The sequence below is a fragment of the Thauera linaloolentis 47Lol = DSM 12138 genome, from assembly GCF_000310205.1.
GTDB classification, from domain to species: domain Bacteria; phylum Pseudomonadota; class Gammaproteobacteria; order Burkholderiales; family Rhodocyclaceae; genus Thauera; species Thauera linaloolentis.
The window spans coordinates 15154-28180 of sequence record NZ_AMXE01000052.1 but is presented as its reverse complement, the minus strand read 5'-3'; the positions used below and the strand labels follow the sequence as shown (position 1 = coordinate 28180).

General features: G+C 66.9%; 16 protein-coding genes. 8 read left to right on the top strand and 8 right to left on the bottom strand.

Annotation, left to right across the window (positions count from 1 at the left end):
• The 5 genes from C666_RS20550 to C666_RS12940 all read left to right on the top strand — a co-directional run.
• Positions 1–216: hypothetical protein (locus C666_RS20550; RefSeq protein WP_157280497.1), on the top strand; the 216-nt coding region annotated here is incomplete at its 5' end.
• A 116-nt stretch (positions 217–332) separates the two neighbouring features.
• Positions 333–977: a c-type cytochrome gene (locus tag C666_RS12955; protein WP_051019968.1), complete on the top strand. Its 645-nt coding sequence runs from the start codon at positions 333–335 to the stop codon at positions 975–977.
• An 11-nt stretch (positions 978–988) separates the two neighbouring features.
• Positions 989–1924: a c-type cytochrome gene (locus C666_RS12950; RefSeq protein WP_004340081.1), complete on the top strand. Its 936-nt coding sequence runs from the start codon at positions 989–991 to the stop codon at positions 1922–1924.
• A 183-nt stretch (positions 1925–2107) separates the two neighbouring features.
• Entirely contained in the window at positions 2108–3271 is a 1164-nt protein-coding gene (locus C666_RS12945) for a UbiH/UbiF family hydroxylase (protein WP_004340079.1), read from the top strand.
• An 18-nt stretch (positions 3272–3289) separates the two neighbouring features.
• Positions 3290–4021: a DsbC family protein gene (locus C666_RS12940; RefSeq protein ID WP_004340077.1), complete on the top strand. Its 732-nt coding sequence runs from the start codon at positions 3290–3292 to the stop codon at positions 4019–4021.
• A 25-nt stretch (positions 4022–4046) separates the two neighbouring features.
• On the opposite strand, the gene mltA is transcribed toward C666_RS12940, so the two are convergent.
• Complete coding sequence (gene mltA, locus C666_RS12935; RefSeq protein ID WP_245603904.1) at positions 4047–5312, bottom strand: murein transglycosylase A; 1266 nt, start codon at positions 5310–5312, stop codon at positions 4047–4049.
• Between the two features lie 75 nt (positions 5313–5387).
• Here mltA and C666_RS21115 point away from each other — a divergent pair, with 75 nt between their 5' ends.
• From C666_RS21115 to C666_RS12925, 3 genes are read left to right on the top strand one after another with little or no spacing between them, the layout of a single operon-like run.
• A complete protein-coding gene (locus tag C666_RS21115; RefSeq protein ID WP_281169773.1) occupies positions 5388–5519 on the top strand; it encodes a hypothetical protein in 132 nt (43 codons plus the stop codon).
• Positions 5512–6375 (top strand): ATP-binding protein, encoded by an 864-nt coding sequence (locus C666_RS12930; RefSeq protein WP_004340074.1) that lies wholly within the window; start codon positions 5512–5514, stop codon positions 6373–6375. Before C666_RS21115 ends, C666_RS12930 begins: the two co-directional genes overlap by 8 nt.
• A gap of 9 nt (positions 6376–6384) precedes the next feature.
• Positions 6385–7335, top strand: coding sequence for a Nudix family hydrolase (locus C666_RS12925; protein ID WP_004340072.1), 951 nt, complete (start codon positions 6385–6387; stop codon positions 7333–7335).
• A 34-nt stretch (positions 7336–7369) separates the two neighbouring features.
• Here the strand turns inward: C666_RS12925 and C666_RS19880 are convergent, their stop codons facing one another.
• The 7 genes from C666_RS19880 to C666_RS12895 form a co-directional block, all read right to left on the bottom strand.
• Positions 7370–7579, bottom strand: a complete 210-nt coding sequence (locus C666_RS19880; protein WP_004340070.1) for a DNA gyrase inhibitor YacG — start codon at positions 7577–7579, stop codon at positions 7370–7372.
• Between the two features lie 9 nt (positions 7580–7588).
• Positions 7589–8344 carry a cell division protein ZapD gene (gene zapD / locus C666_RS12920; protein WP_004340068.1) on the bottom strand — a complete coding sequence of 252 codons (756 nt, stop codon included), beginning with the start codon at positions 8342–8344 and terminating at the stop codon, positions 7589–7591.
• A gap of 98 nt (positions 8345–8442) precedes the next feature.
• Positions 8443–9078: a dephospho-CoA kinase gene (gene coaE, locus C666_RS12915; RefSeq protein WP_004340066.1), complete on the bottom strand. Its 636-nt coding sequence runs from the start codon at positions 9076–9078 to the stop codon at positions 8443–8445.
• 17 nt (positions 9079–9095) lie between these two features.
• Positions 9096–9959 carry an SPOR domain-containing protein gene (locus C666_RS12910; RefSeq protein WP_004340064.1) on the bottom strand — a complete coding sequence of 288 codons (864 nt, stop codon included), beginning with the start codon at positions 9957–9959 and terminating at the stop codon, positions 9096–9098.
• 57 nt (positions 9960–10016) lie between these two features.
• Entirely contained in the window at positions 10017–11381 is a 1365-nt protein-coding gene (locus tag C666_RS12905; protein WP_004340063.1) for a TrpB-like pyridoxal phosphate-dependent enzyme, read from the bottom strand.
• Positions 11382–11411: 30 nt separating this feature from the next.
• Positions 11412–12128 carry a type III pantothenate kinase gene (locus tag C666_RS12900; RefSeq protein WP_004340060.1) on the bottom strand — a complete coding sequence of 239 codons (717 nt, stop codon included), beginning with the start codon at positions 12126–12128 and terminating at the stop codon, positions 11412–11414.
• Positions 12125–12949: a biotin--[acetyl-CoA-carboxylase] ligase gene (locus tag C666_RS12895; protein WP_038000433.1), complete on the bottom strand. Its 825-nt coding sequence runs from the start codon at positions 12947–12949 to the stop codon at positions 12125–12127. The genes C666_RS12900 and C666_RS12895 overlap by 4 nt, the downstream gene beginning before the upstream one ends.
• Positions 12950–13027 lie beyond the last annotated feature (78 nt).

Genomic DNA, 13027 nt, shown 5'->3' with positions numbered 1-13027 from the left:
GTAGGTCATCGTCAGACTAACTACCCAAAAACGCCCGATCAAAAAACATTGATCGGGCGTTTTAACGTCTACGCCATGAAAAGCAAAATCCCCCTCAGACAGGGCGCTTCCAGAAAAAGACCAGAACAACCTCGGCTAAAGACCGAAAAAACAAAACAGAAAAACATCAGCGAGAAAAAAGCCAGCGTTGCTAGCACACTCCTGGCGGGTTTGTGAATAGACTCTATTTCTGATAGTGGTTTGTTCCGTTATCCCCAATCATTCCCCTCCAAATGTGTTTTTCAAAAAGGTCCGCATGAATTCATGCAGGCCCATAACAGGGGGAGAGTGCGATGCGTGTTCAGCGCGCCTGTTGCACGTTCTCGGTAGCGTTGGGGACGTTGATCACGATGTCGTCTGCGCAAGCCGTGGATGGAAGCAAGATCTACAACGAAGGGGGAGGCGATCCGGCCGCGATCGCCTGCGCCACCTGTCATGGTGCGGATGGCAGAGGGCTCGGCCCGGCGGGCTTTCCGCGCCTGGCGGGTCTGTCACCCGCCTATCTGGCCAAGCAGCTGGCGGATTTCAAAAGTGGCAGCCGCGACAATCCCGTCATGAAACCTATCGCGAGCGCGCTGGGCGATGAGGAGGTCAAAGCGGTGGTTGCCATGCTATCGGCGATGCCGTCGCCCGAAACACGGCACGTCACGCGTGTCGATCTGGCGGACTCTCCCGGCGCGGTATTGGCATTGCGCGGAGCCTGGGGGCGCAACATTCCGGAGTGCGTCGCTTGCCATGGGCCAGGAGCCGTTGGTGTCGGGGATCATTTCCCGCCGCTGGCAGGCCAGTCTGCCGAGTATTTGAGTGCCCAACTCAATGCATGGCGTGATGGTTCCCGCAAGAATGATCCGAACGACTTGATGGGGCATATTGCCCGCAGCATGACGGACGAGGAGGTCTCCGCCGTTGCGGCCTACTTTGCCGGCCTGAGCCATTGAGGAGACTTGAGATGAAAAGCATGCTCGTTTCCTCTTTGGCGGCGCTGACAGTGGTCGCGCCCGTGCTGGCTGCCGGTATCGCAATGGACGACCAGTCGCAGCTCACGCCACAGCCTGCCTCCGATGTCCACGCTCACAGCATGCCGGCGGCTTTCACACCGCCGGCCGAGCGTGATTTGCCGGACAACGCATTCGGCAAGCTAGTGCAAGAAGGCCGCGCCATTTTTGTCGATACGCGCAATCGGGCCGCAGAGTATGTCGGCAACGGAATGAATTGCACCAACTGCCATCTGGGGCAGGGACGCAAGGCGAACTCCGCTCCACTCTGGGGGGCCTATCCGATGTATCCGGCCTATCGGTCGAAAAACGACAAGGTCAACAGCTACGTCGAGCGGATGCAGGGGTGTTTCCAGTTCAGCATGAATGGCAAGGTCCCTCCTGCGGATAGCCATGTGTTGAATGCATTGACTGCCTACTCGTACTGGCTCGCCACTGGCGCGCCGATCGGCAAGGAATTGCCGGGACGAGCCTATCCTGAAATTCGTCAGCCCAAAGGCGGCTACGACATTGCCAAGGGCAAGGCGGTATATGCGGAGAGATGCGCAATCTGCCATGGCGATGGGGGGCAGGGGCAGAAGTCCGGCGACAACTACGTGTTTCCTCCCTTGTGGGGCAAGGACTCCTTCAACTGGGGGGCGGGGATGCATCGCATCAATACGGCCGCATCCTTCATCAAGGAGAGCATGCCGCTCGGGCAGGGGGGCTCGCTCACCGACGCAGAGGCCTGGCATGTGGCGGCATTCATGAACAGCCATGAACGTCCGCAGGACCCCCGCCTGGTCGAGGGCTCGGTCGAAAAGACGCGCTTGCGCTATCACGCCAACGACGGTGTGAACCTGTATGGGGTTGAGGTCAACGGCGTGGTCTTGGGCCAGGGGGTCGATTGATACGCTCGAGAAGGGCACGGGCCTGAGCACACCGGTCGAGGGCGGGGCATTCATGATTCCCGCCCATCCGGGCCCCGATGCCCGGCCACCTGCATGTGTCGTGCGCTTTATCGGGCAGATACGTGACGCCTCGATGTGCATTCGGCACAATGCCGGGCTTGGGGTCACTGCCTGGATGCTTGAATGAATTTCGATCTGATCGTCGTCGGCGGAGGATTGGCGGGAGCGGCGCTCGCGGTTGCACTGCGCCGCAGCCACCTCAGGGTGGCTGTCGTCGAAGCGAACGCACCGCAATTGCCGGCGGGCTGGGATCAGCGGGTGTATGCCTATAGCCCGGCGAGCATCCGCTTCCTGGACGAACTCGGCGTCTGGCCGCATCTCGAGCGGGAGCGCCTGCAAGCCGTTGCCGAGATGCGCGTTTCCGGTGATGCGGGGGGAGCGTTGCGCTTTTCCGCCTACGACTGCGGTTTGCCGGAACTGGCGTGGATCGGCGAATCCAACCGCATTCACCGGGAATTGTGGGAAAGCCTGAAGCGGCAGCACAACGTCGCACTGTTCTGCCCGGCTTCTCCGGCCAGCCTGGAGCTTCTGGGGGATGGCGTCTCCCTCGGGCTGCAGGACGGGCGGGTGCTGCGCGCGCGCCTGGTGGTCGGTGCGGATGGGCGGGACTCCTGGGTTCGCCGGCAGGCGGGCATCAATGCCAGTGTTTCCGCCTACGGCGAGCGTGGCGTCGTCGCCAATTTCGATTGTGCCGCGCCGCATCGTGCGACGGCGTTCCAATGGTTCCGAGACGACGGCATCCTGGCCTGGCTACCTCTGCCCGGAAACCGGATGTCCATGGTCTGGTCGGCGCCGGACGAAGAGGCCGAATGCTTGCTAGCGCTCGACGAGGAGGCATTCTGCGACAGGGTGGCCGCGGCGGGTGGGCATGCGCTCGGCGCGCTCGGCCTGATCACGCCACGGGCGGCGTTTCCCCTGCGCATGATGCGGGTCGAATCGATGGTCAAGGAGCGGGTCGCCTTGATCGGCGATGCGGCGCATGCGATCCATCCGTTGTCGGGCCATGGCATCAATCTAGGTTTCCAGGACGCGAAGGCGCTGGCCGAGATTCTCGCGACTGCACCCACCTGGCGGGACATCGGAGAGCTTGCCGTCCTGCGCGCCTATGCCCGGGCCCGGGCGGAAGAGCCTTTCCTGATGCAGTACCTGACCCATGGGCTGAATCGCCTGTTCGGCCAGCAAAACCCCGTTCTCTCGGCCTTGCGTAATACCGGGATGAACCTCACCGGCCATTTGCCAGTCCTAACGAACGCCCTGACGCGCTATGCGGTCAACGGGCGCTTCTGAATCCATCCGGAGATATCGATGACCTTGTTTGCTCAACGTACCGTGGCACCTTCGATCGCACTTTTGCTGAGCCTTGCAGTGGTGGGGCCCGTGCAGGCCTCGGAGGAGGCGGTAAAGAAGGGCATGGAGAGCTTCATCGGCGCGCCTGCGGTTGAATCCGTGAAGCGTACGACTTACGCTGGTCTGTACGAGGTGGTGCTGAAGAATGGCCAACTCGTCTATACCGACGAGAAAGCGACGTTCATCATCGATGGCAGCATCATCGACACGGAGACGCGCCGCGATGTCACGCAGGCACGGATGAACGAACTGTCCGCGATCGATTTCGCCTCGCTACCGCTGGACCGCGCGATCAAGCAGGTAAAGGGCAAGGGTACGCGCGTCATCGCAACCTTCGAGGATCCGAACTGCGGCTATTGCAAGCGTCTGGCCAAGGATCTGGCAGGCATGGACGATGTCACGATCTATACCTTCCTGTATCCGATCCTGAGCCCGGATTCGACGAGCAAGTCGAACAACATCTGGTGCGCCAAGGACCGGGCCAAGGCCTGGACCGGCTGGGTCCTGGAGGGCAAGGCGCCTGCCGACGCCGATTGCGACGCCAATGCGGTCGCGCAGAACGTGCAGCTCGGCCAGCAGTTGCGCATCAGCGGCACACCGACGATCTTCCTCGCCGACGGCACCCGCATCGGCGGCTACATGCCGGCGGCAGAGCTCGAGAAAGCGCTCGACGGCGTGAAGGCGAAGTAAGCCTTCCGCCTTCCGGGACCTGGGATCATCGGCGGGGCGGCTGCATGCCCTTGGGCAGCAGGAGCCACATCCGCCCCTGCTGGCGCATCCTTCCGGCCTCGCGCCCTGCTTTCTCGCCGAAGCCCCAGAAAAAATCCGCCCGCACCGCCCCCTTGATGGCGCTGCCCGTGTCCTGTGCCAGTACCAGCCGGCTCAGGGGGCGCGTGCTGAGGGGGTGGGTGGTGGCCAGGAACACCGGCGCGCCCAGTGGCACGTAGCGGGGGTCGATTGCAATGCTGCGCCCTTCGCTGAGGGGAACGCTGAGCGCGCCGACGGGCCCCGCATCGGATACCGGCAATTCGCGGAAGAAGACGTAGCTCGGGTTCGCGTTAAGCATCTCGCGCAGGCGGTCGGGGTTGTCGCGCGCCCAGCGCTTGATGCCATCCATCGAGGCCTGGTCCAGGCTGAGCTCTCCCTTTGCCACGAGCCAGCGTCCGATCGATTGGTAAGGGTGCCCATTCTGATCCGCATAGCCGATGCGGACGGTCTTGCCATCGGGCAACTGAACGCGCCCCGAGCCCTGCACCTGCAGGAAGAACAGGTCGATCGGGTCGTCCGCCCACAGCAGGACGGGAGCGGGCAACTGCGCCCCGCGTTCCTGCACCTGCTCCCGCGTCCAGTAAGGCAGGATCTTGTTGCCGACGATGCGCCCTCGGAGGCGCAAGGACTTGAGCTCCGGATAGACGTCGCCGAGTTCGATCGTCAGCATGTCCGCCGGCACACCATGGATCGGCCACGCGTATTGGCCGGAGCGGCTGCGGCTGCCGCGGATCAAGGGCTCGTAGTATCCGGTGACGAGTCCTTCCGCGCTGGGGCCGCTGCCGAGCAATTGCCAGGGCACGAAGTGCTGTTCGAAATAGCGCCGCGCCTGCTGGCTGCCGGGGGCGCTGCCGAGCGCGGATGCCGCGTCGCATACAGGCTTCCAGTTCGGCTGGCGGGCCAGCTTCGAGCAGGAGGCGAGCAGTGCGGGCCAGGCCGCGGCGGGATCGTCTTCGCTCCAGCCGGCGACCGACGACCAGCTTGCCTGCACGGCAGGCGGAGGTTCCGCTGCCGGATCGGCGGGCCGGGCAGTCGCAGGCGCCGGCGGGCGCTCGGCGGCGGGCGGCGGGCACGAGGGGCAGGCCGGGCAGGGGCTCTGCGGCGGACACTGCGCCTCGGTATCGGGCGCTTTCGATGGTGTCGCACAGGCGCCGAGCAGGGCAAGGAGGAAGGGCAGCGCAAGGCGTGCGGGGCGGGTAGGGGCCGGAATCATGGAGAGGATCGGTTAGACTGCAGAACTTTCGGCCAACAGTATACCGGTGGTGGCACCCCGGCCCAGAGGTTTGCAATGTGGGTGATCTTTCTCGAAGCAGGGCTCGCGCTCCTTTTGCTGCTGATCATCGTCTGGGCAACCTGGCCGCGACGGGGGAATGCCAGCACGCCGGACGATGCCGACGACAAGGACAAGCACGATGACTGAACTGCCAGACCTGATGAGCCGTGCCGAGCGGCTGCTCGAACGCCTCGAAACCCTGCTGCCCGGCCCGGCGGCGGAGCCCGACTGGAGCGCGGCCGTCGCTTTCCGCTGGCAGCGGCGACACGGACGCGCGGCCCTCAAGCCGGTGCGCGCGCGCCATCGCATCCGCCTTGCCGACCTGCAGGACGTCGATGAGCAGAAAGCGCGCATCGACCGCAATACCCAGCAGTTCCTTGCCGGCCGGCGTGCCAACAACGTGCTGCTGACCGGCGCGCGCGGTACCGGGAAATCCTCGCTGATCAAGGCCTTGCTCGACGAATACAGCGAACGGGGCCTGCGCGTGATCGAGGTGGACAAGGCTGATCTCGTCGATCTGCCCGAGATCGTCGAACTGGTCGACCAGCGCCCTGAGCGCTTCATCCTGTTCTGTGACGACCTGTCGTTCGAGGAAGGTGAGGACGCCTACAAGGCCCTCAAGAGTGTGCTCGACGGCTCGGTGTCGGCAGTGTCGGACAATGTGCTCGTGTATGCGACCTCCAACCGCCGTCACCTGATGCCCGAATATCACGACGAGAATCTGCAGGCGCGCCATGTCGATGGCGAGATCCATCCGGGCGAGGCGACCGAGGAGAAAATCTCCCTGTCCGAGCGTTTCGGGATGTGGATCTCCTTCTACCCCTTCAGCCAGGACGAGTACCTGGACATCGTCGCGCACTGGCTCGCGAGCTTCGGCGTGCCGCAGCCCCGCATCGACGAAGCGCGGCAGGAAGCGCTGCAATGGGCGCTGATGCGCGGATCCCGCTCCGGCCGGGTCGCGTGGCAGTTTGCGCGCGACTACGCCGGCCAGTTGCAGGACTGAGGCGGATCGATGGCGAGAAAGCTCGTGGATGTGGCTGCCGGCGTGCTGTTGCGTGCGGATGGGCGCTACCTGCTCGGCCAGCGGGGGCCGGATACCGTATATGCGGGCTACTGGGAGTTTCCGGGGGGCAAGGTGGAACCGGGCGAGACGCCGGCACAGGCCCTGTGCCGCGAACTCGACGAGGAGCTTGGCATACGTGTCACCCACCTGCGGCCGTGGCTGCGGCGTGAGCACCTGTACGAACATGCGCATGTCCGCCTGCATTTCTTCGAGGTGTCGGCCTGGGAAGGCGAGCCGGATGGCAAGGTGCACAGCGTGCTCGACTGGGTCCGGCCCGAACAGGCCACGCGCGAGCCGATGCTTCCCGCCAACGGTCCCATCCTGAAGGCGCTGCGCCTGCCGCGCATGATGGCGATCACCCAGGCGGCCGCCATCGGCGTCGAGGCGCAGCTTGCGGCGCTCGATCGCGCGCTGGCGGGCGGTTTGCGCCTCGTGCAGGTACGGGAGTCCGCGCTCGATCCTCTGCGCCGCGAGCAGTTCGCGCGCGAAGTCGTCGCGCGTGTCCATGCCTGCCAGGGGCTGGTGCTGCTCAATGACGATCTCGCGTTGGCACGGGCCGTCAGGGCCGATGGCGTGCATCTGCCCGCGCGCAGCCTGATGGGCCTGCGCCAGCGGCCCGATTGCGCCTGGGTGGGGGCTTCCTGCCACGGCCGCGACGAACTGGAACATGCCGCCGCGCTGGGCCTGGACTACGCCGTGCTGGGCCCGGTGGCGCCGACCGCAACCCACCCGGGCCAGCCCGGACTGGGCTGGGTGCGCTTCTGTGAACTGGCCGCGGGCCTGCCGATGCCCGTGCTCGCGCTGGGGGGGCTGGGGACGGCGGACATGGAGACGGCGCGCGATACGGGCGCGCATGGCATCGCCGCGATTCGCGGGGCATGGCGGTTGCCCGGGACCTGAGGAGGCCGGCAGGCGGGGAGGCGCGGCGGCGTGTTCAGCCGCGCGCCGTCCCGGGAGGCGGGAATTCTTCGCCGTCGCCGGCGTCGGGGGGCGAGGAGGGGACGCGATAGGCCTCGGATGCCCAGGCACCGAGGTCGATCTGCCGGCAGCGTGCCGAGCAGAAAGGGCGGTAGCGGCTCTCGGTCGTCCAGACCACGGCTTTACCGCAAGCCGGACAGGATACGGTGCGCGGCGTGTTGCTCATGGCGTTTGCTCAAAGACTGCAGAAGGTGAGCTCGAAATGCACGTCGCGTTCGGCCAGGCGCGGGCGGGCAACGGTTTCGGGCAGCATGAAGCGGATGTTCAGCGCGTACTTGTTGGCGCTGATCTCGGGCACGACCGCATCATTGCGCGGTACGCGCACGCGCAGCATTTGCGCGCTGCGGCCCGCCATCGTCAATTGGTAGGCGCCGCTGCGCGCCTGCTGCGCCTCGGGTCGGCCACTAGCGCGCAGCAGGCGCAGCACGATCTCCAGGCCTTCGCGGATCGGCGCCATCGGCGCCATCCAGGTGTCGAGGTCGTGCCGGCGCGCGGCCGGTTCGCGGTTGAGCCAGTAGTGGTAGGACGGCAGATCGAACTGGCACACGCCGCCCGGTATCGCCGCGCGGCTGCGGATGCTCATCAACCACTCGTTCTCGCGCAGGTACTGGCCGATCTTGCCCGCCATCGCCAGCAGCCCGGTGGAAGCCTGTTCGATCTCGTACAGCGCGCCGGCCAGGGCTTCCTCGGAGATCTCGGGATTGTTGCGGAAGGACATCAGGATCTGGCGCTGGCGCTCGAGTTCCTGCACCAGGTCGACCTTGAGATCGGCGCGGCTGGCGACTTCCAGCGTCTCGAAAATGGTCTGCAGCGCGATGTGATGGTCCTGTGGAGCGTCGTGCCCGGAGAAGTGCGCGACCTTGACGAACAGGTCCTCGAGTCGCAGCAGCGTGCGGATGCGCTCGTTGAGAGGATATTCGTAGCTAATCACCGCACATTTTCCGCAAGAATCGCGCCCTCGTAAGTTGCCCGGATGATAGCACACAGGCCTCCTGCACCCCTTGCCGCAGCCCTTGCGCCACGGGCGCTTCAGGCCCGCCGGGCGGCGAGCGAGGCGTAGTGCGAATGCAGCGCGGCGACCTGCGCGCGCAGGTACTCGAGGGAAGCGCCGTTGTCGATGACGTCGTCCGCGGCGGCAAGCCGCTGGTCGCGGCTTGCCTGGGTGGCCATGATGGCGCGAATCTGAGCTTCCTCGAGTCCGCTGCGTGCCCGCACGCGTTCCACCTGTATCTCGGGCGGGCAGTCCACCACGCACACCCGGTCGCAGCGCGTTCGATAGCCGCCCGATTCGACCAGCAGCGGAACCGCAAGGATGACGTAGATCCCCCGCGCCGTGGTGCATTGGCGCGCGCTTTCGTCGCGGATCATCGGGTGCAGGATGGCCTCGAGCTGCTGGCGCGCATCGGCCTGCGCGAAGACGCGCGCCCGCATCGCCGCGCGGTCCAGGCTGCCATCGGCGGCGATGACGGCGTCGCCGAATCGTGCGTGAATCGCCGGCATCGCGGCACCGTCGGCCGCGGTCAGCGCGTGTGCGATGGCGTCGGTATCCACCAGGCCGGCGCCGTGCTCCACGAAAAGCTCGGCCGCGGCGCTCTTGCCGCTGCCGATGCCGCCGGTCAGGCCAACGATGAAGGGGCGTGAAGGAGAGGGGGGGGCGGTTGCCATCGGCTTTGCTCGAAAGTTCAGCGCGGGGTGCAGGCCGTGCGCCGGGCGGCGATGCCTCGCACGCCGCTCTCGATGCTCCGCACCGCGTCCGCGGCGACCCGGGCCTGGACCCGGTAAGTGGTACTCAGGCGCGCCTCCACGCCGGCGTTGCGCACGCCCTGGGCGCGCAACTGGTTCAGCAACTGGCGCGCGCGGGTGTCGGTCTTGAACACGCCGAGCGAAATGGCGTATTGCGCCGGCCCGGCATCCTGCACGATGAACAGATCCTTGACCCCGAGCGTGCGCAGTTCCTGCGCCTGCCTTTCGGCCTGTTCCCGGCTGCCCTGGGGCGGAATGCGCACCCACCACGAGCTGGGCGTGTCGGTCTTGCTGCGTTCGGCCTCCGCGCCGCTGCGGCGCAGGCGGCGTGTGAGGGCGTCGGCGTCGGCCTGGCTCAGGCCGCTCCATGCAACACAGCTCAGGGCCGCGTCGGCCACCGCCGGAGTGGCGGCGGATTGCGGCTCGCTTTCCGGTTGTTGCGGCGCGGGCACCGTGCCGGCGGCCGCTTCGCCGACGGGATCTTGCTGCGGTGGATTGGCGGATCGTGCCGCGATGGCGTTGGCCTGGCCGTCGCCGGCTGTCTGCTCGCCGGCATCGGCTATCGGGGGCGGCGCTTCGTCCGCCACGGCGGCGGACGTGTCTGCCATGGCCTCGGGTGCCGCCGGCGATTCCTGCGGGGGCGGCGGATCGGAGGCCAGCCGGATCCGTTGCGGGTCGAGCTGGTTGCCGATGCGTTCGGGTTCGATGCGTGGCGCGGCGCCGCCCAGCCAGCCCTGGATGCCGGCGAAGGCGAGCGCATTCGATGCGACGAGGACGATGACGAGGATGCGGCGCATGCTCATGCCTGCCGTCTAGCGGGTGGAGTGGATGGGGCGCATGTTCGCCGCCTGCCGCTTGCGTCAGCCCAGCTTGGGCAGATGGGCGAGCGACGCCGCCACTGCGTCGGCAGGGTAGTCGTAGTTCTCGAGCTTGCCGGAGAAGTAGCGTTCATACGAACTCATGTCGAAGTGACCGTGGCCGGTGAGGTTGAACAGGATCGTCTTCGCTTCGCCGCTTTCCTTGCAGCGCAGGGCCTCGTCGATTGCCGCGCGAATGGCGTGGCAGGACTCCGGTGCCGGGATGATGCCCTCGGCGCGGGCGAATTGCACGCCTGCGTCGAAGGTCGCCAGCTGCGGCACCGCGACCGCCTCGATCAGGCCGTCGTTGAACAATTGCGACACCAGCGGCGAGTCGCCGTGGTAGCGCAGGCCGCCGGCGTGGATGCCGGGCGGCATGAAGTCGTGGCCCAGCGTATACATCTTCATCAGCGGGGTGAAGCCCGAGGCGTCGCCGTAGTCGTAGGTGAAGCGGCCCTTGGTCAGTGTTGGGCAGGAACTCGGCTCGACGGCGATGCAGCGCAGCCCTTGCGCGCGCTTGTCGCCGCTGGCCTTGTCCGCCAGGAAGGGGAAGGCGATGCCGGCAAAGCTCGATCCGCCGCCGCAGGGGCCGATGACGACGTCGGGGTAGAGTCCGGCCTTGTCGAACTGCTTCTTCGCCTCCAGGCCGATGATGCTCTGGTGCAGCACGACATGGTTCAGCACCGAACCCAGCGTGTAGTTGGTATCGGCGCGGCTCGCCGCCTCCTCGACCGCCTCCGAGATGGCGATGCCGAGCGAACCTTCGTTGTCGGGGTTCTCGGCCAGCAGGCGGCGGCCGGTTTCGGTCAGCGGCGACGGGCTGGGGAACACCTCGGCGCCCCAGGTCTGCATCATCAGGCGGCGGTAGGGCTTCTGCTCGTAGCTCACCTTCACCATGTACACCCGCACCTCCAGCCCGAACATCTGCCCGGCGAAGGCGATCGACGAGCCCCACTGCCCGGCGCCGGTTTCGGTGGTCAGGCGCTTGATGCCGGCCTGCCTGTTGTAGAAGGCCTGCGGCACGGCGGAGTTCGGCTTGTGCGAACCGGCCGGCGACACGCCTTCGTACTTGAAGAAGATCTTCGCCGGGGTGCCGAGTGCCCGTTCGAGGCGTACCGCGCGTACCAGCGGGCTGGGGCGCCACAGGCGGTAGATTTCGCGCACTTCCTGGGGAATCGCGATCCAGCGCTCGGCGCTCATCTCCTGTTCGAGGATGGCGCCGGGGAAGATCGCCCCCATCTGTTCGGGCGTCGCCGGCTTGCCGTCCGGCCCCAGCGGCGGGGCGGGCGGCGTTGGCATGTCGGCGACGACGTTGTACCAGTGCGTCGGGATGTCGCCGGCTTCGAGTTCGATGCGGGTGGATTCCATGGGGTTCTCCGTGGGAGCGTGCCGTTGGGTTCAGTGTGCGGCGGCGACGGCAAGGCCGTGCAGCACCAGGTTTTCGAAGCGCCGCAGCGGAATGCCGAGCAGGTCGGCAAAGGCGTCGGCGGCGCCGCCGCCCAGCAGGCACAGGGCATCGGGCTGGCCAGCGACCTGGCGGAACATGCGTTCGATGGCGCCGGCCTGCGCCTGCAGGCAGCCGGAACGGATCGCATCGACGGTATTGCGTGGCTGGGGGGTGAAGCGGCCCGTGGCGAGCGGCAACTGGGCCGTGCCGGCGGCGAGCGACTGCTGCATCAGCTCGACGCCGGGCAGGATCAGTCCGCCGAGGAACTCACCAGCGGCCGATAGCAGGTCCACCGTGGTGGCCGTGCCCGCCATCACCACCAGGCAGGCGCCGGGATGCAGGTCGCGCGCGCCGATCAGCGCGGCCCAGCGGTCGGCGCCGAGCTGGCCCGGGTCGGCATACAGGTTGCGCACGCCGCAGGCCTGCGCGCCGGGGCGCAGCCATTCGATGTGCTCCACGCCCAGCGCGGTGGAGATGCGCGCGGCGGTGACCGCCCCCGCCACGTTGCTGCCCACGACCCGAAGCGGGCTGGCTGCGGCCTGGCCCAGGTGCGAGAGGGCAGCGATGTCCTCGTGGGCGACGGCCCCCTCGGCGTCGATGCGGCCGCTTGCGGCGGCCTGCAACTGCCACTTGATGCGGGTATTGCCGGCGTCGATCAGCAGTATCACGCGGTCTCTCCGCCGAGCGGGCGCAGCGACACGTCGCCGGCCAGGATGCGCTGCACGCCGCTGGCGGTATCGAGCAGCAGAGCGCCGTCGTCATCGACGCCGAGGCAGGTGCCGTCGGTGGATTCGTGGTCGCTGCTGATGCGCACCGGCAGATCGGCGAATGCGTTGCGCTGCTCCCACGCATTCTTCAGCGCGGCGAAGCCGGCCACGGAATAGGTATCGAGCAGAAGATGGAGCTCGGCGAGCACGTACGCCAGCAAGGCCGGGCGCGAAGGCGGGGTGGACTCCAGCGCGCGCGCGAGGTCGGTGACGCCGGCGTGATGCTCGACATGGGCGTCGGGCGGCAGGCTGAGGTTGATGCCGATGCCGATCACCGCGGCCAGCGAACGGTCGCGCGCGGGCTGCAGCTCGACCAGGATGCCGACCAGCTTTTCACCGTTGACCAGGACGTCGTTGGGCCACTTCAGTTGCACCCCGGGCACGCCGATCCGTTCGAGCGCGCGCGCGACGGCCAGGCCCGCGGCCAGCGACAGCCCGGCGGGCGCCGGCGTGCTGGCCGCGAACCGCCATGCCAGCGAAAAGGTCAGGCTGCCCTCCGGCCATGACTGCCATTGCCGCCCACGCCGGCCGCGGCCCGCGGTCTGCCTGTCGGCGACCAGCACATGCACCGTGCCGTCATCGGCCGGCATGCGTTCCATCAGTACGCTGTTGGTTGAGGTACAGGCGTCGGTCCACGCTAGCGCGAAGCGTGTGGCGAGCGGGCCGAGCCGGGAGATGGCCTGGGCGAGGTTGGCGGAGCCTGAAGTGGAGGTTGCGGACACGGTCTGGGGTTGAGGACGGATAATTTCGCCGCATTATCCGTCAACCGCGCCCTGCGCACGAGCACGGTGCGCCGTCGT